A 24,453-nucleotide genomic window follows, 5' to 3' on the forward strand; every position below is an offset into this window, starting at 1 on the left:
AACAAAAGGCGATTTTTAAACAAGAGCGACCGACTTAATTTGAGCAATAACTTGTTGTTGAGGTTTCAGCCCTAACTGCGTGGCCGAATATTGGGTGATGCGTGCCAGTATAGGCGTTCCGTCTATGAGAAGGCGTATTTGAATCATACTGTGGTCACTACTCAATGGTTGCATGTCTTCAATCACAGCTTGGAGTCTGTTAAGAATGCTGGATGGCGTTGCGGTATCCAGTGCGATACTGACATCCCGAGCTTGAATTCTCAATCTTACTTGATTGGGCAACCTCTTGTTAGGAAAAGTAAAGCGTAAGCTTTGCTGCCCAATGGCTAACTTAGCAAGCCCCCATTCGTCGCATTCCGAAACTGGTGTACCTGTGATGATCACACCGGCATCGGCTTGATTGGCAAATACTGAGTTAAGCTGGCTCATTAATTCTGCGGCTGGGCCTGCTTGATTGAGTTCGCCGGATTCCAATAACAAGATATGATCGGCTAAGCGACTCACTTCTTCTAATGAGTGACTAACATACAAAATGGGTAATTGGCTGTTACGGCAGATAGCTTCAAGGTACGGCAAGATGTCGTGTTTAAGATCTTGGTGCAATGCGGATAAGGGTTCGTCCATGAGCAGTAATTTTGGTTGGCGTAATAGGGCTCTTGCAATGGCCACTCGCTGGGCTTCACCACCAGAAATTTGATGCGGGTAACGTTTTAATAGCGGCCCAAGATGGAGTAATTCAATCACTTCTGTGTAGCCAATATTCTCAGAACGCCTAGTGCGTTTGATCGCATAATCTATGTTGCTTTTTACGGACATATGATCAAACAAATTGGCATGTTGGAATACATAGCCGATGGGTCTTTTGTGAGCCGGTGTTCGATGCTTACCATCTTGCCAAACTTGATTATTAAAGTGAACTTGTCCTTTCCAGCCTGGCTCTAACCCAGCGATAAAGCGTAATAAGCTGGTTTTACCCGCGCCTGAGGGGCCGAAAATAGCAGTCACGCCTGACGTCTTGATGTGGCAGTTTAGGTTTAATGGTACAGAGGGTTGAGCTTGGTTGGTGATCTCAACCTTTAAGAGATGCGATTGATTCATTACTCAATGCTCCTTGCTTGAGGCATTTGCTTTCTTTGTAGCAGATACAACAAGCACAGTACGACAAAAGCAAAGCCCAGCATGAGTATGGATAAAGCATGTGCTTGATCGTATTGCAGGGCTTCTACGTGGTCGTAAATTTGTACAGAAATGACTTTGGTTTCCCCTGGAATATTGCCGCCTATCATTAATACCACGCCAAATTCTCCTACCGTGTGGGCAAACCCCAACACTGTAGCACTAAGAAAACCTGATTTTGCCAATGGAAGTACGACTGTGAAAAAAGCATCTAATGGTGAGGCTCCTAATGTTGCAGCGGCATCCAAACGTGCATTGGGGATGTTGGCAAAAGCATTTTGCAGTGGTTGCATAACAAATGGCAAAGAATAAAGTAGGGAAGCCACTACTAATCCAGTAAAACTAAAAGGCAATGAACTGATACCCAGCTGTTGAAGCAGTTGTCCTATTTGTCCTTGTGGAGCAAGCATAATCAGCAAGTAAAAACCTAATACACTGGGTGGTAGTACTAAAGGCATGGCTACAATAGCATTAATTGGTGCTTTCCATATGGATTGCGTACGTGCCAGCCACCATGCGACTGGCGTGCACGCGATCAGGAGTATCAAGGTAACCAGACCGGCAAGTTTTAATGTCAGCCATATGGCGGTTAAGTCTTCTGCGGTTAGCACCATACTAGTTTTTCCTCATGGTTAGATAACCAAATTGCGCAATGCGTTGTTGAACCTCTGGACTTAATAAGTAATTCATAAAATGCTTGGCTAGTTTGGGGTGTGTGCTGTGCGAGAGAATAACCCCAGCTTGTTTTATGGCTTCGTAGTCTTCTTCAGGCAAAGCCAGAATAAAGACTGGGTCTTGTTTTGTTCTTGGTGTCATGCGAGCCTGAGAAAGGGCAATGAATCCCATATCCACGTTGCCTGAATGAAGGAATTGGTAGGTTTGTCCTATGTTCTCACCCATTACTAATCGCGTTTGTAAGGTCTGCCAAAGAGACAATTTTTGCAGAATTTGCTGTGCCGCTAGCCCATAAGGGGCTAATTTCGGATTGGCGATGGCAAGATGTTTGGCTTGTAATAAACGTTCACTTAATTGGTCGAGACGGATGGGCGAGGTTGACCATAACGCCAATTGACCTCTGGCATAAATGACATATGAATCAGCAATGGCTAGTTGGTTTTCAATCAGTTTTTGCGGTTTATCTTGATCGGCTGATAGAAAAATATCGAAAGGTGCTTGATGACGAATTTGTGCATATAGCTTTCCTGATGAGCCATAAGACACAAGAAGCTTGTGACCCGTTAACGCTTGATAATCTTCCGCTATGGCCTGAATAGGTCGAATAAAGTTGGATGCGACAGCAAGTCGTAAAGTTTCTGCAGCGGTAACGGAAGCTGCGAGTGAGGCGGTTATGAAGACAAAACCGAGGCGCACAAGCTGGCTAATTTTGCCAAAATGCCTGCGCAATGCCGCGGATTTTTTCATGATAAATGTGTCCTGAGAATGGTCTTTGAAAGCAATCAGGCGAGCAATAAATAGCAATTTCCTTGTTCTATGCCAACCGTCGCTTTTTTCAGATGACTGCCTTGGCAAGGTCCTGTAATACAGGTGCCATCTAGTGGTGAAAATAAAGCACCATGATGCTGGCATTTGAGGTAATCCTCGTCTGCGACTTGATCCTGTTCGGACCAGTTCAACGTTTTGTTTTGATGTGGGCAGCGGTTTTCGTAGGCAATGATTTCACCCTGCTGACGAGTGATCAAAAAGTTGTAATTTTCAATTTTTAGGTTAAGCGCTTTTCCTTCGGGTAGGTCTTGCGCATTAGGTATTAAATGCTTTTGAAACACGTGATGACCGTACTTTTTTATAATGATTAGAGTGACAAAAATAAACTGAAGCTAGGCTTCCATTTATTACCGATTGAAATAACGAAACTCAGGAAAATATCGGTGCCCTATACTTTCCAACTATAAAGACTCTAATTCGCTAAGTTAATCGAGTCAATATGCAAGAATTGAGTTAGTTTACTTTTCATCGTTGCTTGGCTTGGCTTTGCTCCCTATACTTGCCACCCATGGCCAGAAAATCACCGCAAAAATCGTCTCGAAAATCCTCGCATAAAGGTAAAAATTCCTCTCAGCCTTCTTTCCTGAAGCGCTGCTTTCTTCGTTTGTTTAAATGGTTATTATTGATTGGACTGGTAGCAAGCGTACCCTTTGCTATATGGGTATGGTGGCTAAATGATCAGGTAGTGAGCCGGTTTGAAGGACAGAAGTGGCAGGTGCCTGCTGAGGTTTACAGTGCTCCTATTATTCTGAAGAGCGGTGCTCCTTGGAAGAAGCAAGATTTAGAAACCTTATTGGAAGACACAGGTTATCGCTTTGGGCGTAACAGTCAAAAAGTGGGGTGGGCGGCTCGTAGTCGTACAAAAGTGAGTGCCCACTTGCGTTCTTATATTGATCATCAAGGTTACCATGAAAGTGAGCGGCGTATTTTTTCGTTTGAAAATGGACGCTTACAAATCAATGCGTTAAATGGTGATAGCGTTGCTGAAGCACGCATTGAGCCGCAACGCATTGGCTTTTTATACGGTGGTAATACCGAAAGTCGCCAGATTCTCACCTATGATCAAATTCCGCAAACTTTGCTCGACATTCTGGTTGCCGTAGAGGATAGGGATTTCTATGATCATTGGGGGATTTCCATTATCGGCATTGCTCGCGCCTTGGTCGTAAATTTGACTCATGGTGCCCGTCGTCAAGGTGGATCTACCTTAACTCAGCAATTAGTAAAGAACATGTATTTGAGTTCGGAGCGAACCTATACACGTAAGCTGACTGAAGTCATTATGAGTTTGTTGCTTGAATATCACTATTCTAAGCAAGACATCATCACAGCCTATATGAACGAAGTGTATTTGGCGCAATTCGGTAATAGCGCATTACATGGATTTGCAGCGGCCAGTCAGCATTTCTTTGGACGTCCATTGAATGAGTTGAATATTGATGAATATGCCTTGCTGGTTGGTATGGTAAAAGGCCCTTCACTCTATAATCCGCAGCGCTCACCACAAAGGGCCAAGTCAAGACGCAATGTTGTATTGGGCGTGTTGAAAAGCCAAGGACGACTGACGGAGCAGGACTACCAAAGCCTGATCCAGCAGCCGATTAAGCTGGCTGATAACAAGCGTCAAAAGTCCATTTATGGGGATTATTTGGATCTGGTCGCCTTACAATTGTCCCGTGATTTTGATGAGATTACCTTAGCCACCCAGAATTTAAAAATTTACACCGGAGTGGACATTCGTGCGCAGCTGGCAGCAAGCCAAGCGATGCAGCGTCAGGTAGCGAATTTAGAACAAGGCGACCCCAAACTTAAAGGCTTACAAGGCGCTATGGTGGTAACAGATACGCGTACGGGACAAGTACGTGCCATCGTTGGATCCAGTGATCAATATTATACCGGTTTTAACCGTGCACTAGGTGCGGTGCGACCAATCGGTTCATTGGTCAAGCCGCCCTTGTATTTATCGGCTTTGGCCACTGGTCGATATACCTGGTGGAGTAAAGTTGAGGACAAACGTTTGCGTTTCAAAGTCGGTAGAGAGGTGTGGGCTCCTGAAAACTACGACAGACGTGAACATGGTGAGGTGCATTTATACGAAGCTATGGCGAAATCCTATAATTTGGCGACGCTTGCTTTGGCGAATCAAATCGGCTTTGATCGTATTGGAGAGACGTTACGTCAGCTTGGTGTAAAACGTCCCTTTACTATGCATCCAGCTATGGCGTTAGGAGCATTAGAGCTTTCTCCTTTTGAAGTATCTCGCTTGTATCAACCGATTGCTTCACAGGGGCAAAGCAATGAGTTAGGTGTAGTCTTGGCGGTAATGGATCAAGATAACCGTTTGTTGAAGCGCTTTAACCGTCAAACAGAGGTGCCATTTACGGATGGCGTGTTGGCTGTGACCTTGGATGGTATGACAAAAACACCGCAGATTGGTACAGCTCGAGCGGCACAAGCAGCCTTTCCTGAGCTTACATTTGCCGCAAAAACGGGCACCACCAACCAGCAAAAAGACAGTTGGTATGTGGGGATCACTGGAGACTATGCCACCACAGTTTGGTTAGGTGATGATGATAATGTGCCGATGAAGATTACGGGTAGCAGTGGCGCTCAAAAAGTCTGGATAGACTTTACACAGCATGTGAATCCAACTTCACTATCGTCTGCATTGCCACATGGTGTAGGACGTTTTCAAGTATTAAAAGACAGCTTTGAGTTGGCTGCTGATCGTTGTAATGATAAGGTGTCTTTGGCCTTTATTTTGGGGACTGAGCCTAAGAAGTCGACTTCATGTATCTGGCCTTTTTGAGGGATTGAGAGGTTTTTATGATGTATGTTAGACCCTTTTCTCTTGTATGTTGTTGTTTTTGAAAAAATAAGCGCTTGGGTTGCTGTGCAATGAGTGTTTTACGTCGATTAATGAATGCCTTTGGCTTATTTCTGGCCTTATGTTGCGCAAAGCTGTATGCCGAGAGTGTCACGAATTGTAGTGTTTTAACGGCCACTGGCAATTCTGAATATCCCCCTTTTTTGTGGCGTGATGCGGCTGAGCCAAATCAACTTCAAGGCAGTAACCGACTTATCATTGATGAGCTAAGTCGTCGCATTAAAATGCCGATTCTTTTACAGCATGTAGGCCCTTGGTCACGAGCGCAAAGTGAAGTGAAAACTGGTCGCGTGGATATCATGGCGGGTGTCTTTTATACCCGTCATCGTGCTGATTATATGGATTACTTTACGCCAGTGCTTTTACATACCAAGAGTGTTGTTTGGCAACGTAAATCAGCCGCTTTTGCTTATCATGGCAAAGAAGATCTAATAGGTCATTGGGGCGTTACCGTCATAAATAATAGCTTTGGTGAAGAGTTTGATCGTTTCGCAACCGAGCAGCTTAATATTTTAACTGTTGCCAGTTTGTCTCAAGCGTTAAAAATGTTAGCCAGTAATAAGGTTGATTATGCTTTGTATGAGATGCGTCCTGCACAAGCTTATGCCAGCCTGTTAAGAGTGGATGATCAGCTAGCTGCAGTCGAGCCGCATATTAGTAGTGAAGGCTTGTATTTGACTCTGTCAAAAGCCTCACCTTGTAATACCTCTTTTATTCGTCATCAAATTGCCATTGCATTACAAGATATGAGTCAAGGAGGTTTTATGGAGCAGGCTTTACAACAAGGCATGGAAGACTGGCAAAGCAGTTCGTCTCAATCCTTGCTAATTAAAGACTGATACAAGTCTTGCCAATTATCTGTGACGCTTTCCCAGCTGTGGTCGTATTGCATGGCATTTAACTGTCTTTGTTTCCATTTATCGGTTTGACGATAAGCTTCCATAGCACGCCACATACAAGCACTTAAAGCCTCCTTGTTGGCTTCTTCAAAATGAAAGCCATTGGCTGTATTACCTATTTCAAATACAGTATCTGCTAGACCTCCCGTTTGTCTAACGAGAGGTAAGGTTCCATATTTCAGTGCGTATAATTGTGTTAATCCACAAGGCTCGAAGCGAGATGGAATCAGTAATACATCAACGCCAGCTTGTAGGCGATGCGAATAGGCTTCGTCGTAACCTAGGCGAATGGCAACTTGCTGAGGGTAGCGCTTTTCCAATGCCAAAAACCCTTCTTCTAGGTATTTATCTCCAGACCCTAAAAGGACAAATTTCACCCCAGTATCTAAAAACTCAGGTAATGCCTGAAGAACCAAATCCAGACCCTTTTGCTCTGTGAGGCGGCTGACGACACCAAACAGCAGTTGCGATGTATCTTGGTTTAACTTGTTTTCTTGCAATAGGGCTTGTTTATTGGCGTTTTTATTGTCTAAAGTGTTTGAGTCATATGTTTGTGCTATGTGCTCATCTTTGGCTGGGTTCCATTGTTGATAATCGACACCATTTAAGATGCCTGTTAATTTATCAGACATGGCATTTAATACCCCGTCTAGTCCATCGCCATATTCCGGCGTCAGTATTTCTCGAGCGTAGGTGGGGCTTACTGTTGTAATGGCGTCAGCATACACTAGGCCGGCTTTGAGGCCGGAAAAGCGTCCGTAGAATTCCATACCATGCATAGTGAGTAAATCGTAAGAGATTTGTGTGTCAGCAAATTTATGCATATCAAAACTGCCGTTGTATCTCAGATTATGGACAGTAGTCACTATGGGAGGATGAGGTAATTTCCAACTGGCGAGATACGCAGCAGCAAAACCGGTTTGCCAATCGTTTAGATGCAAAATGTCTGCTTGCCATTCGCTGATGCTAGTGTCTACCACAAGCTTTGCCGCAGCCCAGGAGAGTGCGCAAAAACGCAGATGATTGTCGGCAAAGTCCTGACCATTCTGGTCCACGTAAGGACCAAAATCACGCTCATATAAGGCTTGGCACTGAAGCAACCAAATAGGAGTGTTGTTTTCTTTTATGCGAGTTTCAAGAATACGTAAATCCCCCACACCAAAAGGGTTACCTAAGTTGATAGATCGCAGAATTGGGTCTACCTTTTCTAATATGCCTTGATATGCTGGCATGATGAGTTTGACGTCATGGCCTTTGTTTCGCAGAGCAAGAGGCAAGGCCCCTGCGACATCAGCCAATCCGCCAGTTTTTATCAAAGGGTAAATTTCCGAGGCTGCGAATAGTATTTTCATGGTTAGGTGTCTTTAGTTTGTGTAGTAGGTTGTTGAAGTATACCTAACTGACGTTTGGATGAGAGTCATTTATTACTTTAAGGGCAACACATGGATTTAAATACTGCGTGTACAAATACCTTGGCTATTATTTTGGCTGGTGGACGAGGCTCTAGGTTAAAACAGTTAACGGATCAACGCTCTAAGCCTGCCGTTCCTATCGCGGGGAAGTATAAAATTATTGATTTCCCACTATCAAATTGTATCAATTCAGGCATGCGCCGCATTGCTGTTTTGACGCAATATCGATCTCATACTTTGAATCAGCATGTGCAAAGGGGGTGGAACTTTTTACGTTCGGACTTTAATGAATTTATTGAATTATGGCCCGCTCAGCAACAAACGGGAGGTGATTGGTATCGAGGAACAGCGGATGCCGTTTATCAGAATTTAGCAATGATAAAAGATTTGCACAGCGAATACATTTTGGTGTTAGCGGGGGATCATGTTTACAAACAAGATTACAGCTTGATGCTTCGGGAACACATTGCCAGTGGCGCCGATGTCACAGTCTCTTGTATTGAAGTGCCTGTAGCGGAAGCGAACCAGTTCGGCATAATGCATGTGGATAATGAGGACAATATCATTGCTTTTGAAGAGAAACCCAGTCATCCACCAACCATGCCAGGTAAAACCGATGTGTCATTAGCCAGTATGGGAATCTATATTTTCAATACCAAGTTTCTTTCTGAGAACCTGTGTTCAGATGCCAAAGATATGGAATCCAGTCACGATTTTGGTAAAGATTTAATTCCCTATTTTGTTGGTCGCTGCAAAATCAAAGCGCATCACTTTTCAAGAAGTGTAGTGTCGAACTCAAGTTACCCTAAGCGAGCTTATTGGCGTGACGTGGGAACTTTAACCGCTTACTGGGAAGCCAATATGGACCTGACTAAGCTGGTGCCTGAATTGGATTTGTATGATGAATGTTGGCCGATTCGTACTGCCCATTATCAGCGACCAGCTGCCAAGTTTAATTACAATTATGAAGAGCGAATCGGTACGGCACTGAATTCAGTGGTATCGGCAGGTTGTATTGTTTCTGGTTCTACAGTTGAGCAGTCTATTTTATTTAATAATGTGCGAGTGAATTCCTATTCCTATGTTAACAAAAGTGTTATTTTGCCACGCTGCGACATAGGTCGACATTGTCGGCTCAACAATGTCATCGTTGATTCCGATTGCCGTATTCCAGAAGGAACGATAATTGGTGAAGATGAGCAAGCGGATAAAGCACGTTTTTACCGTAATGACGACGGCATTACCTTAGTGACTCAAGATATGATAGAGGCATTATCTGTGCCATCTTCTATTCCATCACCCGCTCCACCCGTTGAAATAAGTTCGCCATTAGTGCTTGAAAAGTGAAAATTTGATCGCATTAGTAGAGTTCGACCTGTGCGTTGTGGTTATCCCCGCAAGCTGTGGATAACCCTATTGGTGAATCAATGATAACTTATTGAAGGCCAGTGAAAATGGTGCTTTGCTTGGGAGTGTTCAATTCTTCTTCAGTCCCGAAAATAAGTATAATTGTTACGCATCTTTGTTTGATTTTTATGCTGTTCAGAAGTAGGGGAAGGCATGTTTACTGGTATTATTCAAGGCCGAGCAAATGTTCAGTCGGTTACTCAAGTTGGCCGCAATAAGCGTTTGGTTATCATCTTTCCAGAAGGCGTAATGTTAGGACAACAACTGGGTGCCAGTGTTGCTATTAATGGTGTTTGTTTGACCGTGGCGGAAATAGCTCATGATGTACTGACCTTTGATGTAATCGATACCACACTTGCTTTAACGAATATTGGTGACTTGCAAGTGGGAGATGAGGTGAACTTTGAACGTGCTGCACGAATGGGAGATGAAATTGGTGGGCATGTGATGTCTGGACACATTATGACGTCCGTGACTGTGTCTCGTGTGGAACGTGTAGGTGAAAGCGTACACATTCGCTTTGTTACTGATCGCCAGGACGAAGTAGATGCGCGACGTTATCTTTTTGATAAGGGATATGTCGGCTTGAACGGTGCCAGTTTGACGATCAGTGCCATTGGTGATGATTGGTTGGAAGTCTCATTGATTCCTGAAACTTTACGTTTAACCACATTTGATTCTCTTGCCGTTGGCGATAAGGTTAATCTGGAGATAGACGCACATACGCAAGCGACTGTGGATACGGTAGAGCGCGTTTTGAAAGAGAAAGGCATAGTGTTGCCATAGTAAAGTTGCGAATCCGTTCAGAATACTGATTTGCTTCTTCCTTAGTATTCATTCATCTATTAACACCGAGCTGGTGAAATAAATGGAGTCTGTGCAGGATTTTCGGTAGAATGCTCGCCAAATTCTAACCAGATAACATGTTGATCAGCTTGCCGATCAGACTCGAGCAGCCAATCCTTTGTGGATCATAGGGATTGGCCAGTGCGCGACCATTTCTCGTCAGCCTGTCATCATTTTAATATCGCTTTTATAGTGTGAGAAAATAGTGTCTTCAAATAACCTTAAGCATATACGCAATTTCAGTATTATAGCCCACATTGACCATGGAAAATCCACTTTGGCTGATCGCTTTATTCAAGCTTGTGAAGGTTTGAGTGAACGTGAAATGTCCGCTCAGGTACTTGACTCAATGGACATTGAGCGCGAACGAGGTATCACTATTAAGGCGCAAAGTGTGACCTTAGATTATCAAGCCAAAGATGGTCAAACCTACCAGCTTAATTTCATCGATACCCCTGGACACGTAGATTTTTCCTATGAAGTATCTCGCTCATTAGCGGCTTGTGAAGGTGCTTTGTTGGTGGTAGATGCCGCGCAAGGCGTGGAAGCTCAATCGGTTGCAAACTGTTACACCGCTATTGAGCAAGGGTTAGAAGTTATGCCTGTGTTGAATAAAATTGACCTGCCACAGGCTGAGCCGGAGCGTGTTAGTGCTGAAATTGAAGAAATAATTGGTATTGATGCCGCCGATGCGGTGACTTGTTCTGCGAAAACGGGTTTAGGTGTAGAAGATGTTTTAGAGCGCCTTGTATCAACAGTTCCGCCACCAGAAGGGGATGTCGACGCGCCTCTGCAGGCGTTGATCATTGATTCTTGGTTTGATAATTACTTGGGTGTAGTGTCCTTAGTGCGCATCAAACAAGGGACATTACGTAAGAAAGATAAGATTTTTATTAAGTCGACAAAACAAACTCACCCTGTTGATATGGCAGGTATTTTTACACCGAAACGTAAAGAAACCGGTATTCTTAAAGCTGGTGAAGTAGGTTATGTGGTGGCTGGTATCAAAGACATTCATGGTGCGCCAGTGGGGGATACCATCACGCATGCCAGCACTCCAGATGTTGAACAATTATCTGGTTTCCAGAAAGTAAAGCCTCAGGTTTATGCGGGGGTGTTTCCTGTCAGCTCTGACGATTACGAAGATTTTCGTGTGGCGCTAGGTAAACTGACCCTAAACGACGCATCCTTGTTCTATGAACCAGAAAGTTCGGATGCTTTAGGTTTCGGTTTCCGTTGTGGTTTCTTAGGCATGTTGCACATGGAAATCATTCAGGAGCGTTTAGAGCGAGAATACAATCTTGACCTGATTACTACCGCGCCAACGGTTGTCTATGAAATCGAGTTGAACAATGGCGAGGTGGTTTACGTAGACAGTCCATCCAAAATGCCTGATCCTGGTACGGTCAAAGAAATGCGTGAGCCCATTGTAGAAGCCAATATTTTAGTACCTCAAGAATTCCTTGGTAATGTGATTACCTTGTGTGTTGAAAAGCGTGGCATCCAAAAAGACATGCAATACGTTGGTCGTCAGGTGCAATTGCGTTACGAATTACCCATGAACGAAGTGGTGATGGATTTCTTTGACAAACTCAAATCTTGCAGTCGTGGATTTGCCTCTTTGGATTACAGTTTCTCGCATTTCAGTGCTGCGTCTTTGTGTCGTTTGGACATTTTGATTAATGGTGAAAGAGTGGATGCGTTGGCTCTTATCATGCACAAAGACAATGTGCAATTTAAAGGTCGTGCTTTGTGTGAAAAGATGAAAGATTTGATACCTCGTCAAATGTTTGATGTGGCCATACAGGGTGCGGTGGGCGCTAAGATTATTTCTCGAACCACAGTAAAAGCCTTACGTAAAAATGTAACCGCTAAGTGTTACGGTGGTGACGTGAGTCGTAAGAAGAAACTCTTACAGAAGCAGAAAGAAGGTAAGAAGCGTATGAAGCAGGTGGGTAACGTTGAAGTGCCACAATCTGCTTTCCTTGCCGTTTTACAATTAGACAGCTAATGAAAACCAAAGATGCTTAGGCATCCCGATGGAGTATGATGTATGGGGTTTGATTTTGAATTAATACTGGCTGCAGCCTTTTTGATTACTGGTGCTGCGTGGTTATACGACCGTCTTGTTTATGCTCCTAAGCGAAAGCAAGTATTGTCAAACATGAGTGACGACGCTAAGCAATCCTTGAGCAAAGATGCTAAAGAACGTTTAGCCGATACGCCAAAGCTGGTGTTAGAAATCAAATCCTACTTCCTTATCATTGCGGTGATATTTGGTTTACGTTCTTTTGTAGTGGAGCCTTTCCAAATTCCATCGGGTTCTATGTTGCCGACTTTACAAATTGGTGATTTCATCTTAGTGAATAAGTTTGATTATGGTATTCGTTTGCCTGTCACCAATACTACCTTGATTAAAACTACCGAACCAAAGCGTGGTGACGTGGTGGTATTTAAATACCCACTTGATCCAAGTCTGAACTATATTAAACGTTTAGTAGGTTTACCTGGGGATAAGATCAGTTATCACGATAAAATTTTAACCATTAATGGTGAGCAGGTTAGTAAAGATTTTGTGGCAGATTTGCCCATCTCGCTGAATCCTAATCGAGAGCCTGTGACCTTATACCAAGAAAACTTGGGTGGAGTAGAGCACGCTATCTACAACAGTAATCGCAATACTCCTCATGAAGGCGATTGGGTGGTACCAGAAGGCCATTACTTTGTTATGGGGGATAACCGTGACAACAGTGCTGATAGTCGTTTTTGGGGATTTGTACCAGAAGAAAATATGAAGGGCCAAGCGTTTTATGTTTGGTTGCATTGGGATAAGTTTTTTAGCCTCCCGAGTTTTAAAAATAACGGTTTGATTGAATAATTATTAATTGGAGACATTTTGAGTTCACTTTATCAGAAGTTGTGTCGGCGAATTGGTTACTATTTTGCTGACCTTGGGTTACTTGAACTGGCGCTGACGCACCGTAGTTACGGTGGCAAAAACAATGAGCGCTTAGAGTTCTTAGGTGATTCAATTCTCAATTATGTGATTGCGGAAGACTTGTTTCATCGTTTTCCAAAAGCCAAGGAAGGGGAATTAAGTCGTCTGCGAGCTTCATTAGTTAAGGGCGATACCTTGGCGGAATTGGCGCGTGAATTTCAATTAGGTGACTACCTTAAGCTGGGAGCTGGCGAGTTGAAGAGTGGTGGTTTCCGTCGAGACTCCATTCTAGCTGACAGTGTTGAAGGTATTATTGGCGCTATGTACTTGGATGCAGGTATGGATGTTTGTCGTCAACATATTTTGGAGTGGTACAAAGAGCGTCTGAACGCAACTTCTTTGAAAGTGATAACGAAAGACGCAAAAACCCGTTTGCAAGAATACTTGCAAGCTCGTAAGCATGCTCTGCCTCAGTATGATGTGGTGGATATCGTGGGAGAGCCGCACGATCAAACTTTTCATGTCCATTGTCATATCGAACTGTATAGTGAAGCGATAAAAGGCAGTGGCAACAGTCGTCGCATTGCTGAGCAAAACGCGGCCGCTAAAGCCCTTGAAAAATTGGAACAAGTGGATGTCTGAAGCTGAAGTAACACATTGTGGTTACATTGCCATTGTGGGTCGCCCTAATGTCGGTAAATCGACGTTATTGAATCACATCTTAGGGCAAAAGTTGTCCATTACTTCTCGTAAGCCGCAAACGACACGAGATCAAATTTTAGGTGTGAAAACCGAAGGACATGTACAGGCGATTTATGTGGATACGCCTGGTTTGCACTTGGGTGAAACCAAAGCTATAAACCGCATGATGAATCGTACTGCCACGGCAGCATTGAAAGACGTAGATTTGGTCTTATTTGTAGTGGACGCTGATCGTTGGACCGAAGAAGATGAATCCGTCTTGCAAAAAGTAAAACACGCATCTTGCCCGGTGATTTTAGTGGTGAACAAGGTTGATCAACTTGAACAAAAAGACGAATTATTACCGCGTTTAGCCAACTTGTCTGAGCGCATGGAGTTTGCTCAAATTGTGCCTATTTCGGCATTACGTAATAAGAACTTAGATCGTCTTGAACGTTTAGTGGAAAGCTATATACCAGAAGGTATGCAGTATTATCCTGAAGATCAAATAACCAATCGTAGTTCACGCTTTTTAGCGGCAGAAATTGTGCGTGAAAAAATCACCCGTCAATTGGGTCAAGAAGTGCCTTATGAAGTTGCAGTACAAATTGAAGAATTTGTTTATGAAGCATCGGCTATTCATATCAGTGCATTAATTTTGGTAGAGCGCAATGGTCAAAAACGCATCATTATTGGTGATCGTGGTGAGAAAATTAAATTGATCGGCAAAGAAGCGCGTATAGACATGGAAGAATTGTTTCAACATAAAGTCATGCTAAATTTGTGGATTAAAGTGCGTTCTGGCTGGTCTGATGACGAGCGTGCTTTGGCCAGTTTGGGTTATCAGGAAGACTGATTCCGATGCGCGCCAATGCGTATGTGATTCATACCCGCCCTTTTCAGGACAACAAAGTTCTGGTGGATTGTTTGACATTAGAACAGGGCTTGATGCGCGGCGTTTGGCGCTTACCAAAGAAAGAGGCTCGGGTTTTACCTGGGCCTTTTTTGTGTTACGAAATGGAATATTCGGGACGTACTGACCTTAAGACCATTAAAAGTTTAGAGTCTTTGTCTATTCCTAAGACATTACAAGGGGTGAATTTATACGCTGCCTTGTATGTTCATGAATTACTGACCAAGTTATTGCCCAGTAATCTTCCTTTGAGTGATGTCTACCACCTTTATCAATGGTTGATCGACAGTTTACATTCAGGTGCGCCGGCAGCACCCATATTAAGGCGCTTTGAGGTTGGTTTGTTTGCGGAATTGGGAGCCGGTATTAACATGGCTTTAACGGGTCGTGGTGAAGTTCTGCAAGCAGAACAAATGTATCAGTTCGATGCTCAGTTTGGCTTGCGCCCTTATCATGGTGATCGGTTAAAGCAAGCACCTGTTTTATTTGTCGAAGGTCAGTTGGCGTTGAATTACGCTATGGGGTTGTGGCGAGATAAACAGGTTTTGAGTTTGGCCAAAGTGTTGCATCGCTATTGGCTAGACGACTTGTTGCAAGGTAAACCCATTAGTGCCAGAGACTTGTTACCGAACACTGAGTATCAAGGTGAAAGGTTAATGGGCGTACCTGTGTTTCGCCTTGTTCCGCAAGTGGATCCTTCGCAAGGTTTATAGTCAGAAAGCAAGTTAGTTAGAATAAAGAGGCGAGTAAATTGATTATTGGCGTGGGTACGGATTTAGTAGAGATTGCTCGTGTAGCGAACTCAATTGAACGTTTGGGCGAACGCTTTGTGGATCGCATTTTAACCGAGCAAGAAAAACAACGTTGGCAAGCTATTTCGCATCCTGACCAAGCCAATGCGTATGTTGCTAAACGTTTTGCAGCCAAAGAAGCAGCCGTTAAAGCTTTGGGAACAGGGATAGGATCAGGGGTAAGTTTTCAGCACTTTAACGTCATAAATCTGCCTTCTGGTCAGCCATGCTTGGAAGTGGCTGACAATATTAAAGCGCGTTTTGATCAAGAGATTCGCTGGTACCTTAGCCTGACGGATGAGATTGCTTATGCACAAGCATTCGTTATTCTTGAGGCCATCGGATAAGTTCACGATGGTTGATAAGGTCATCAATGGCTTGAAGAAAGTCTTCTGCAACTCCTGTGACGTCTTCCATGCCTAATTCTTTTAAATGAGTTTCTAAAAAACCAGCTTGTCGTGCAATATTGATGGTGCCAGTGTATTTGGAAGCACCGTGAATACGATGTACCACTTCAATGAGTTTCTCGGAGTCCTGATTCTCCAGATGGTGTAAGACGAGTTTCTTCTCGCTATCTAATGAATCCGCCAACATAGTAAACATTTCTTTAGCGATTTCTGTCTTGCCATTGACTATATCGAGTGCCTTTTGAATGTCAAAAATATTTTCTAAGGTAGCGTCTATTTGTTGTTGGAAGGTTTCCGTGTTGGAACACCAATCATCTATGGTTCTAAATAGCACGTCTTCATCTATGGGTTTGGTCAGATAAGCGTTCATGCCGCTGGCGAGGATTTGCTGTTGTTCTGAACCTAGGGCATGGGCTGTTAAGGCTATGATGGGGATATTTTCATAACCATTTAATCGGCGTAACTGTCGAGTCGTTTCCATACCATCCATTTCAGGCATTTGAATGTCCATAAAGATCAGATCAAAGGCATTGTCAGCGGCCAATTTTAAAGCTTGTTGACCACTGTAGGCTAGGCTTACTTGAATACCATGAGGCTGAAGCCAGTGACAGAGTAATTGCAGATTAATGGGCGCATCGTCTACGGCAAGAATTCGCAAGCCTTGACGTGGAAATTCGATCTCTTCTAGTGGATTTAAATCTTCTAATTGAATCACTGATTGGTTTATGTTCGATAAGGCTTTATAGAGTCGATCGTGACTAACGGGTTTAAGTAAAATTTCACTGCATAAGTCTTTCAATTCTGAATGTTGTGCAATGCTTCTAGGGGGTTGGATCAAGAGTATGCTGGGAATAGCGTAATGCTGCGCTGCATAACGAATCAATTCTTTTGCTTCTTCCACATTGTCTTCATCCGCCTCCAAGCTGATCAGTAATCCATCTGTTTGCTTAGCTTTATCTTGCAGTGCGGTAATCATTTGTTCAATGTCACTACAGCGAATGCTTTTGACGCCAATGCTTTGTAAGTAACTGGATAAATGAGCGCGATAGGTGCTACTGGGTTCCAACAGAATAATGTGACAATCCAGTGGGTCTTTTTGATCCATTAAATTAGGCGAGGCCTGTAGTTTGAGTGTGAAGCGAAACGTGGAACCAATACTGGGGTCGCTGCTCACTTCTATCTTGCCATACATTTGCTCCACCAGTTTTTTACTGATGACTAAGCCAAGTCCAGTGCCTCCAAATTGTCGTGTTGTGCTGGTATCTACTTGTGAAAAGGGTTTAAACAGACGATCTATTTTGTGTTCTGGAATGCCGATGCCAGTATCTATAATTTGAAACGACAGAACGAGTTTATTGTCAGCTTGCGTCTGGCATGAGACTTTTGTCTTGACCGATCCCTGATGAGTGAATTTAATGGCATTACCAATTAAATTGGTCAGTATTTGGCGAACGCGAGTACTGTCACCAATAATCCATTCTGGGACTTGTGTATCGTATTCTGTCACCAAATCTATCTGTTTTTCTTTTGTTAACAAATTGATGCTAAGCGTCTGATAAATATCGTCAATCAGTGCTCGAAGGTTAAAGTGGTTGCTCTCTAAACTAAGCTTACCCGCTTCTATTTTAGAGAAGTCTAAAATATCGCCAATGATCGCCAAAAGACTGTTAGTAGATTGTTCTATGGTATCCACATAGAGTTTATGTTGAGGATCTTTGACTCCTTTTTGTAAGGTTTTTGTGTAGCCTAGAATAGCGTTTAATGGTGTTCGAACTTCGTGGCTGATGTTGGCTAAAAACTGCGATTTAAGTCGATTGGATTCCATTGCCTCACGATTGGCGATGTGTAGTTGAGCGCTTTTTTCTTCCATGCTGTCCATACTGCGACGCAAGTCTTCAGTGGCTTGCTCAATACCGATATTCAAGTCACTGCGGTGTTGCTCTAACCGTTCGGTGAGCATCAGTATGTCTCGTTGTAAGCCTTGATATTCTGTTGGTAGTCGCATGAGCTTGGCAGAAGAAAACTGCTCTTTGGTGAGCTTATTTAAAGCATCTTCAACTTTGCCAATCGGTTTTGTGAGATTTTTCGTAATGCGCAGCGTAATCAAGCCTGATAATAAATTGAAGATAAACCATATGATTAGAATTAAGCTGGCGTATTGGTATTTTTCTATGCTAACAACCGCTGTGTCTGCCTGGATTTTTACCCAGCCAATGAGATTTTTTTGATTGATAGGGCTGAACAAGTCAGCTTGTGGGCTAAATGCTCCGTCTAAGGCATTATTATTGTAATGAATCGCACTGATTGACAGTAGATGGTTGGGATAATTAAGCAGCTCGTTATCGGTTGGAAATGGTGATCTTTCAATAGCGAATTTTGTGCCTAGCTCGGCAATGATTTTTTGTTCACTGTTATAAAGTTGAATGCTGCTTATGTATTGGTTGCTCAAAGCATTTTGCAAAATACGATACATCATATTCTGATCTGAGAAGACGATAGCATATTCGCTGGTAGCGGCAACTTGTTCAGTGATATGGCTGATGCGTTGATGAAGATTATTGTCTAGATCTTGAAAACGAGTTGATAGTAAAAAAACACAAGACAAAATAGAGATAATAAAAACAGGCGCAAACAGGGAAAAAAATAATTTGCTATTGTGATTAAAGCGTAGGCCAGGTAAGCGAATATTTATCATGGTATCCTATGTTAACATTAGCATCGCCTAATAATAGGCAAAGTTTTTTTGCTTTTCTCGTTGCTGGCATTCTACTTCATAGTTTTGGCAAACGGGTTGTTGGTGTTTAGTAGAATTATAAACGCATTCACGCCATTAAGTACCAAGTTCTTGATTAGAAAGCTGCTGAAAGCTGTCTTGTTGAATGTCACAAGCAATGAGAAGATCAGCCAAAAATACCAGCATAATGGAGTATCTGTCGATCATGGCTACAGCCTTGCAATATAGAAACTAAGTTTATAACGCTTTCTTATTGTACTCTTACTATTAAGTGTTCTTAAATAGGCGTATTGAATGGAAGCTTTTATGTATATCAGATTGATTTTGCGATTCGTTTGGCAGCCAATCCAAAATGTCGGTCTAATAAAGCACACTAGTAAGTGCGCTAAACACAGAGCCCCAATCCAAGTAACAAGAGCACCATAGTTAGTGTCATTCTGTCCGTTATTAATGTCAACGAAGTTTTATTATGATTGAGTATTCAACAATTGAATCTCTAATTGGGCAAACCCCGTTAGTTCGCCTGCAGAGAATCAACCCAAACCCGAGTAACACCATTTTATTAAAATTGGAAGGACAAAACCCAGCCGGTTCTGTAAAGGACCGTCCCGCCTTAAACATGATATTGCAGGCTGAGCAACGTGGTGATATTCAACCTGGAGACAGTCTGATTGAAGCAACCAGTGGCAATACAGGCATTGCCTTGGCGATGGCGGCCGCCATCAAAGGTTATAAAATGCATCTCATTATGCCCGATAACATGAGTCAAGAGCGTAAGTCTGCAATGTCGGCCTACGGTGCTATCTTACATCTCGTTAGCAAAGCTGAAGGTATGGAAAGAGCCCGTGACCTAGCACAAGAGATGCAAGATCAGGGTATAGGCAAGGTGTTAAACCAATTTGCTAATCCTGATAATCCTAATGCGCATTATGTGTCTACTGGACCAGAAATTTGGCAGCAGACTCAAGGGACAGTGACGCACTTTGTCAGCTCAATGGGCACCACTGGAACCATCATGGGGGTGTCGCAATATTTAAAAGAGCAAAACTCTGAGGTACAGATTATTGGCTTACAGCCGCAAGACGGTGCCAGCATTCCTGGTATTCGTCGTTGGCCGAAAGAATACTTGCCCGCCATATTTGATGACTCTCGTGTGGATCAGGTAATGGATGTTTCCCAACAAGTTGCGGAGCAAACCATGCGTCGTTTAGCCAAAGAAGAGGGCATCTTCTGTGGTGTTTCCTCTGGTGGTTCTGTCGCTATGGCCATGAAGTTATCAGAAACCCTTAACAATGCGGTTATTGTCGCTATAGTGTGTGATCGCGGAGATCGTTACTTGTCTACGGGTGTATTCGACTAACTGGGTTATTGATCTGATTTGAGATGGGGTAAAATGTTCGCATTGCCCCTCTCATAGTCAACTAAAGAGTTTATCTTGAGAAGAAGAAATTCCAACCAGCGCCGCCCTAAACGCTCCCCATTAGGGCCATTGCAAACTTATTTTATTGATGGCTTAACCCATGAAGCCAAAGGCGTGGCTCGCCTTGATGGTAAAGTTACCTTCATAGATGGTGCCTTGCCTGGCGAAACCGTCATGGCTCAGGTGAACAAGTTGGGTCGCCGTTTTGATGAGGCCATCCTACGAGAAGTTATTACCCCTAGTGAGCAAAGAGTTGAGCCTCTTTGTAGGCATTTTAATCAGTGTGGCGGTTGCAGTTTCCAGCACCTTGAAATGTCTGCGCAGCGTCAAGCTAAGCACCAATGGTTGGCTGGGCAGTTACGACATCTTTGTTCGGCAGAAGACATTGAACAACTTTATGCCGAAGCAGATGGTTATCGACGTCGAGCGCGGATCTCTGTGAGTCACAAGGACAGTAATTTAGTAATGGGATTTCGTGGTAAGTCTTCTAATCAGGTGATCGACATCACCAGCTGTCAGGTATTAACGCCTAAATTACAACAGGTGTTTCACGCACTTAAAGATATGTTGGCTGAGACGAAAATTTTTTCTACATTGGGTCACGTGGAATTATTGCTAGACAGCAAAGGCGTATCGCTTGTATTGCGCTTGATAAAAATATTACCCCTGGAGCTGCGTCAACAATGCGAGTCTTGGGCCGCGCAGCAAAAAGTGGATTTGTATTGGCAAGCACCAAATGAGAGCAAAGCTGAGGTGTCCACTCAACAGATGCGCTATTATGAATTGTCAGGCTTGCGTTTGTTCTATCATCCACAAGACTTTATTCAAGTGAATGACAAAATGAACCAAAAAATGGTAGAGCAAGCCATATCTTGGTTGGCCCCGACACAAGAGGATGTGGTGTTAGATTTGTTTTGTGGCGTGGGCAATTTTTCTTTGCCATTAGCACAAGGGGCTGGCAAGGTGATAGGTGTTGAATTACTGCAAAGTATGGTGGACTCAGCAAAGCACAATGCAGATTATAACGCACTAAAGAATGTGTCTTTTTTGTCTGCGGATTTAACTCAAGCGCCGCCTCGAGCTTTACAGCATGAGAAAATTACCAAAGTACTATTGGATCCCCCTCGTGCTGGTGCGTTTGAATTCTTAGATACCATGATTAAAATGGCTCCTAAGCAAATTTTGTATGTTTCTTGCAATGCTTCTACCTTAGCAAGAGATGCAGAGTATCTGGTGGCAAATGGATATCAAGTAATAAAAACAGGTTTAATGGATATGTTCCCGCAGACTTCTCATGTGGAAACCATGATGCTGTTGCAAAGCAAGAAGTAACGAAAAGGGCGGATAAATGGTAACAGTAAGAAAAGACCATCCAGTGTTAGAGGATGGCAGTGTTGATATCGACGCTTGGATGGCGGGTTTTGCCGAGTTAATTGATGACAGTGCACGTGTTCCCTTACGCATGGCTTGTGAACTTTCACGCCAAGCCGAACTTCAGTGTGCCCGACCTTCATATTGGGGACCACAGGCCAGTACTTTCCGAGCCGGTTTGGAAATGGTCGAAATTTTATCTGGTTTTCGTGCTGATCAGGATTCCTTGGTAGCCGCCGCATTGTATCGAGCTGTGCGCGAAGATCAGCTGCCGCTAACCCGTGTTGTGGATATGTTTGGCCGTAAGGTGGCATCCTTAGTGGAAGGCGTTATTCGCATGGGGGAAGTGTCCAAGAATCTTACTGCAGATAGCGCAGCTGAAGTCTTAGGCAGCAATGAAAACCAGCTTGAATCCTTGCGCAAAATGCTGGTATCCATCATTGACGATGTGCGCGTAGTGCTTATTAAGCTGGCTGAACGAGCTTGTGCTATAAAAGAAGCTAAGTATCAAGACGATGATCGTCGTGTTGCGGTTGCTCTTGAAGTGCAAAGTGTTTATGCGCCATTAGCTCACCGTTTAGGAATTGGCCACATCAAGTGGGAATTGGAAGATTTATCTTTTCGTTATTTGTACCCTACCGAATATAAGCGTATCGCTAAATGGTTGGATGAAAAACGCCTTGATCGTCAACAGTATATAGATGATGTCATTAACTTGCTGGATCAACGTTTAAAAGGAATTAACATTCATGCTGACTTAATGGGTCGTGCTAAACATATTTACAGTATTTGGCGCAAAATGAAGCGTAAGAACATCGGCTTTGATGAAGTCTATGATGTTCGTGCTGTGCGTATTTTGGTTAACGAACCTATGGAATGTTATGGCGTGTTGGGTATTGTTCATAACCTTTGGAAGCCCATACCTCAAGAGTTCGATGATTACATCAGTAATCCTAAATCTAATGGTTATCAATCACTTCATACCGCTGTGGTAGGACCCCAAGGTCGCGCGTTGGAGATACAGATCCGTACGCAAAAAATGCATGAAGATGCAGAGTTGGGAGTGTGTGCTCACTGGAAATATAAGGGTACGGATTTAAGTTCTAACAGCAGCAGTTATGAAGAAAAATTGCAGTGGCTTAGAACCATCTTAGACTTCCATGAAGTACAGGGGGATTTGGAATCCTTATCTGAACAAGTGCGCAGTGATATTGAACAAGATCGAATTTATGTCTTTACCCCGGATGGTCATGTGGTGGATTTGCCAATCAATGCCACACCAGTAGATTTTGCTTATCGTGTGCACACAGAAATTGGTCATCGTTGTCGTGGCGCCAAAGTCAATGGCAAGATCATTTCTTTGGTAACCCATCTAAAAACGGGTGATAAGATCGAAATCTTAACCTCCAAGGAAGGTGGTCCGAGCCGTGATTGGTTACACCCAACATTGGGATATGTACAGACCAACCGAGCCCGCGCCAAAATTCAGAGTTGGTTTAGAAAGGAAGATCGTGAGAAAAACCTGGAAGCAGGTAGGGCTTTATTAGACAAACAGTTGAAGCGATTGGGTATTGAAGAGAGTCGCATTGACCTTGCCACTGTCGCTTCCCGTTTTAACTTCTCCCACGCTGACGAAGTGTATGTGGCCTTAGGTGCTGGCGATATTCAGCTAGCGCGTGTACTGCGAGTGATCGATGAATTTTTTACTTTGGATGGTGAGGCGGCAAGTACCCGTCCAATTCGTTTGAAAAAGAGTCGTCACAAATCTTCAGACGATGACATTCATATTCTAGGGGTTGGTAAACTACTGACACAAATGGCTAAATGCTGTACGCCAATTCCTGGCGACGACATTACTGGCTATATTACTCAGGGGCGTGGTGTATCGGTTCACCGTCAAGATTGCATCAATATTATTCAGCTTGGTATGGATGAGCCAGAGCGTATTATTGATGTAAGTTGGGGGGAGCGAGTTGATAATCAATACCCAGTTAACATTCAAGTTGAAGCTTATGATAGAACGGGCTTGCTGAATGATATTACAGGCTTGTTGGCAAATGAGAAGGTCAATTTATTGTCCATGAATACCTTGTCTGCTAAGGAAAATCACACCGCTAATATTCGCTTTACCATAGAGGTAGGTGAGCTGAGTGTGTTGAGTAAATTACTTCACCGTATCAATCAGTTACCTAACGTATTAAATGTGTTTAGAGAGAAAGACGCTTGAGTGAAGCCATCCAACGTTTAGAGTATTTAATGGCGTGTTTACGTGACAAAGAGTTTGGCTGCAGCTGGGATAAGAAGCAAACCTATCAGAGCATTGCACCTTATACTTTGGAAGAAACCTATGAAGTCATTGATGCTATAGAAAAAGCAGATTATGAGCACCTTAAAGAAGAGCTGGGGGATTTATTATTCCAAGTTATTTTTTATGCGCAGATTGCTAAAGAAGAAGGGCGGTTCAATTTTGATGATGTGGTAAATGCCATAGTGAATAAAATGTTACGCCGTCATCCCCATGTCTTTCCAGATGCGGATTTGCAGCGTTTTGGTGAGGTTTGCCATTTATCTGAAGAAGAAATTTCTGCTCAGTGGCAAAGCATCAAGGCACAAGAAAAGGCTGAGCAAGCACCGCAAGGAGTCTTGGATGAGGTGCCAGTCTCTATGCCTGCTTTAATGCAAGCAGTAAAGTTACAGCAAAAAGCCGCAAAGTTTGGCTTTGACTGGCCCGAGATTCAGCCTGTATTTGCCAAAATTCGTGAAGAATTGACAGAATTGGAAGAAGCCATTGTGGCTGGTGAACAAGATCATGTAGCGTCAGAAATGGGAGATGTATTGTTTGCTGTCACCAATTTAGCGCGTCATTTACAGGTTTCTCCAGACATTGCCTTGCAGAAAACCAATATCAAATTTCGACGACGATTTGCTAGAATTGAAGCCTTTCTGGCAGCAGAAGACAGACAGCTAACAGATTGTTCGTTAGAAGAATTAGACCGTTATTGGGAACAAGCCAAAAGCGAAGGTTTATAGGTTTGTAACACAACAAATAATAACGCGACTCAATAAAT

Annotated in this window: 20 protein-coding genes; 14 read left to right on the forward strand and 6 right to left on the reverse strand. The window is 43.3% G+C overall.

Annotated features, from left to right (window positions below; translation table 11 throughout):
- Nucleotides 1-15: 15 nt before the first annotated feature.
- Genes modC through ABXS85_RS16215 form a run of 4 tightly spaced genes read right to left on the reverse strand, consistent with a single transcriptional unit; the run spans nucleotide 16 to nucleotide 2,960 of the window.
- Nucleotides 16-1,098: a molybdenum ABC transporter ATP-binding protein gene (gene modC, locus ABXS85_RS16200; RefSeq protein WP_353667564.1), complete on the reverse strand. Its 1,083-nt coding sequence runs from the start codon at nucleotides 1,096-1,098 to the stop codon at nucleotides 16-18.
- Complete coding sequence (modB, locus tag ABXS85_RS16205) at nucleotides 1,098-1,790, reverse strand: molybdate ABC transporter permease subunit (protein WP_353667565.1); 693 nt, start codon at nucleotides 1,788-1,790, stop codon at nucleotides 1,098-1,100. The genes modC and modB overlap by 1 nt, the downstream gene beginning before the upstream one ends.
- 1 nt (nucleotide 1,791) lies before the next feature.
- A complete protein-coding gene (gene modA, locus ABXS85_RS16210; protein WP_353667566.1) occupies nucleotides 1,792-2,598 on the reverse strand; it encodes a molybdate ABC transporter substrate-binding protein in 807 nt (268 codons plus the stop codon).
- A gap of 35 nt (nucleotides 2,599-2,633) precedes the next feature.
- Nucleotides 2,634-2,960 carry a Rieske (2Fe-2S) protein gene (locus ABXS85_RS16215; protein ID WP_353667567.1) on the reverse strand — a complete coding sequence of 109 codons (327 nt, stop codon included), beginning with the start codon at nucleotides 2,958-2,960 and terminating at the stop codon, nucleotides 2,634-2,636.
- A 323-nt stretch (nucleotides 2,961-3,283) separates the two neighbouring features.
- On the opposite strand from ABXS85_RS16215, the gene mrcB reads away from it, so the two are divergent.
- On the forward strand, nucleotides 3,284-5,488 hold the full coding sequence (gene mrcB, locus ABXS85_RS16220; RefSeq protein WP_353667568.1) for a penicillin-binding protein 1B: 2,205 nt from the start codon (nucleotides 3,284-3,286) through the stop codon (nucleotides 5,486-5,488).
- An 89-nt stretch (nucleotides 5,489-5,577) separates the two neighbouring features.
- Nucleotides 5,578-6,405, forward strand: coding sequence for a transporter substrate-binding domain-containing protein (locus ABXS85_RS16225; protein ID WP_353667569.1), 828 nt, complete (start codon nucleotides 5,578-5,580; stop codon nucleotides 6,403-6,405).
- Here ABXS85_RS16225 and glgA read toward each other — a convergent pair.
- Complete coding sequence (glgA, locus tag ABXS85_RS16230; protein ID WP_353667570.1) at nucleotides 6,381-7,817, reverse strand: glycogen synthase GlgA; 1,437 nt, start codon at nucleotides 7,815-7,817, stop codon at nucleotides 6,381-6,383. The genes ABXS85_RS16225 and glgA overlap by 25 nt on opposite strands.
- A gap of 90 nt (nucleotides 7,818-7,907) precedes the next feature.
- Between glgA and glgC the strand changes: the two genes are divergently transcribed.
- The 8 genes from glgC (at nucleotide 7,908) to acpS (ending at nucleotide 15,800) form a co-directional block, all read left to right on the forward strand.
- Complete coding sequence (gene glgC, locus ABXS85_RS16235; protein WP_353667571.1) at nucleotides 7,908-9,224, forward strand: glucose-1-phosphate adenylyltransferase; 1,317 nt, start codon at nucleotides 7,908-7,910, stop codon at nucleotides 9,222-9,224.
- Nucleotides 9,225-9,437: 213 nt separating this feature from the next.
- Nucleotides 9,438-10,070, forward strand: coding sequence for a riboflavin synthase subunit alpha (locus ABXS85_RS16240; RefSeq protein ID WP_353667572.1), 633 nt, complete (start codon nucleotides 9,438-9,440; stop codon nucleotides 10,068-10,070).
- 265 nt (nucleotides 10,071-10,335) lie between these two features.
- Nucleotides 10,336-12,141, forward strand: a complete 1,806-nt coding sequence (gene lepA / locus ABXS85_RS16245; protein WP_353667573.1) for a translation elongation factor 4 — start codon at nucleotides 10,336-10,338, stop codon at nucleotides 12,139-12,141.
- Between the two features lie 42 nt (nucleotides 12,142-12,183).
- Nucleotides 12,184-13,008, forward strand: coding sequence for a signal peptidase I (lepB, locus tag ABXS85_RS16250; RefSeq protein ID WP_353667574.1), 825 nt, complete (start codon nucleotides 12,184-12,186; stop codon nucleotides 13,006-13,008).
- Between the two features lie 18 nt (nucleotides 13,009-13,026).
- The gene (rnc, locus tag ABXS85_RS16255; protein ID WP_353667575.1) at nucleotides 13,027-13,710 is read left to right on the forward strand and encodes a ribonuclease III; all 684 of its coding nucleotides are present in this window, start codon (nucleotides 13,027-13,029) and stop codon (nucleotides 13,708-13,710) included.
- Complete coding sequence (era, locus tag ABXS85_RS16260) at nucleotides 13,703-14,605, forward strand: GTPase Era (RefSeq protein WP_353667576.1); 903 nt, start codon at nucleotides 13,703-13,705, stop codon at nucleotides 14,603-14,605. The genes rnc and era overlap by 8 nt, the downstream gene beginning before the upstream one ends.
- Nucleotides 14,606-14,610: 5 nt before the next feature.
- A complete protein-coding gene (locus ABXS85_RS16265) occupies nucleotides 14,611-15,375 on the forward strand; it encodes a DNA repair protein RecO C-terminal domain-containing protein (RefSeq protein ID WP_353667577.1) in 765 nt (254 codons plus the stop codon).
- 38 nt (nucleotides 15,376-15,413) lie between these two features.
- Complete coding sequence (gene acpS, locus ABXS85_RS16270) at nucleotides 15,414-15,800, forward strand: holo-ACP synthase (protein ID WP_353667578.1); 387 nt, start codon at nucleotides 15,414-15,416, stop codon at nucleotides 15,798-15,800.
- Here acpS and ABXS85_RS16275 read toward each other — a convergent pair.
- On the reverse strand, nucleotides 15,778-18,555 hold the full coding sequence (locus ABXS85_RS16275) for an ATP-binding protein (protein WP_353667579.1): 2,778 nt from the start codon (nucleotides 18,553-18,555) through the stop codon (nucleotides 15,778-15,780). The two genes, acpS and ABXS85_RS16275, sit on opposite strands and share 23 nt — an antisense overlap.
- 508 nt (nucleotides 18,556-19,063) lie before the next feature.
- On the opposite strand from ABXS85_RS16275, the gene cysM reads away from it, so the two are divergent.
- The 4 genes from cysM (at nucleotide 19,064) to mazG (ending at nucleotide 24,415) form a co-directional block, all read left to right on the forward strand.
- Nucleotides 19,064-19,954, forward strand: a complete 891-nt coding sequence (gene cysM / locus ABXS85_RS16280; protein ID WP_353667580.1) for a cysteine synthase CysM — start codon at nucleotides 19,064-19,066, stop codon at nucleotides 19,952-19,954.
- A gap of 75 nt (nucleotides 19,955-20,029) precedes the next feature.
- On the forward strand, nucleotides 20,030-21,346 hold the full coding sequence (gene rlmD / locus ABXS85_RS16285; protein WP_353667581.1) for a 23S rRNA (uracil(1939)-C(5))-methyltransferase RlmD: 1,317 nt from the start codon (nucleotides 20,030-20,032) through the stop codon (nucleotides 21,344-21,346).
- A gap of 16 nt (nucleotides 21,347-21,362) precedes the next feature.
- The gene (gene relA, locus ABXS85_RS16290; protein ID WP_353667582.1) at nucleotides 21,363-23,612 is read left to right on the forward strand and encodes a GTP diphosphokinase; all 2,250 of its coding nucleotides are present in this window, start codon (nucleotides 21,363-21,365) and stop codon (nucleotides 23,610-23,612) included.
- Nucleotides 23,609-24,415, forward strand: a complete 807-nt coding sequence (gene mazG / locus ABXS85_RS16295) for a nucleoside triphosphate pyrophosphohydrolase (protein WP_353667583.1) — start codon at nucleotides 23,609-23,611, stop codon at nucleotides 24,413-24,415. The genes relA and mazG overlap by 4 nt, the downstream gene beginning before the upstream one ends.
- The last annotated feature ends 38 nt before the right edge of the window (nucleotides 24,416-24,453 follow it).

The sequence above is a fragment of the Marinomonas sp. THO17 genome, from assembly GCF_040436405.1.
GTDB lineage: Bacteria > Pseudomonadota > Gammaproteobacteria > Pseudomonadales > Marinomonadaceae > Marinomonas.

Bases quoted from the DNA above. Each gene is read 5' to 3' on its own strand.
- modC (WP_353667564.1), bottom strand. From the start codon at position 1,098: ATGAATCAATCGCATCTCTTAAAGGTTGAGATCACCAACCAAGCTCAA.
- modB (WP_353667565.1), bottom strand. From the start codon at position 1,790: ATGGTGCTAACCGCAGAAGACTTAACCGCCATATGGCTGACATTAAAA.
- modA (WP_353667566.1), bottom strand. From the start codon at position 2,598: ATGAAAAAATCCGCGGCATTGCGCAGGCATTTTGGCAAAATTAGCCAG.
- ABXS85_RS16225 (WP_353667569.1), top strand. From the start codon at position 5,578: ATGAGTGTTTTACGTCGATTAATGAATGCCTTTGGCTTATTTCTGGCC.
- glgA (WP_353667570.1), bottom strand. From the start codon at position 7,817: ATGAAAATACTATTCGCAGCCTCGGAAATTTACCCTTTGATAAAAACT.
- glgC (WP_353667571.1), top strand. From the start codon at position 7,908: ATGGATTTAAATACTGCGTGTACAAATACCTTGGCTATTATTTTGGCT.
- ABXS85_RS16240 (WP_353667572.1), top strand. From the start codon at position 9,438: ATGTTTACTGGTATTATTCAAGGCCGAGCAAATGTTCAGTCGGTTACT.
- lepB (WP_353667574.1), top strand. From the start codon at position 12,184: ATGGGGTTTGATTTTGAATTAATACTGGCTGCAGCCTTTTTGATTACT.
- era (WP_353667576.1), top strand. From the start codon at position 13,703: ATGTCTGAAGCTGAAGTAACACATTGTGGTTACATTGCCATTGTGGGT.
- ABXS85_RS16265 (WP_353667577.1), top strand. From the start codon at position 14,611: ATGCGCGCCAATGCGTATGTGATTCATACCCGCCCTTTTCAGGACAAC.
- ABXS85_RS16275 (WP_353667579.1), bottom strand. From the start codon at position 18,555: ATGATAAATATTCGCTTACCTGGCCTACGCTTTAATCACAATAGCAAA.
- cysM (WP_353667580.1), top strand. From the start codon at position 19,064: ATGATTGAGTATTCAACAATTGAATCTCTAATTGGGCAAACCCCGTTA.
- relA (WP_353667582.1), top strand. From the start codon at position 21,363: ATGGTAACAGTAAGAAAAGACCATCCAGTGTTAGAGGATGGCAGTGTT.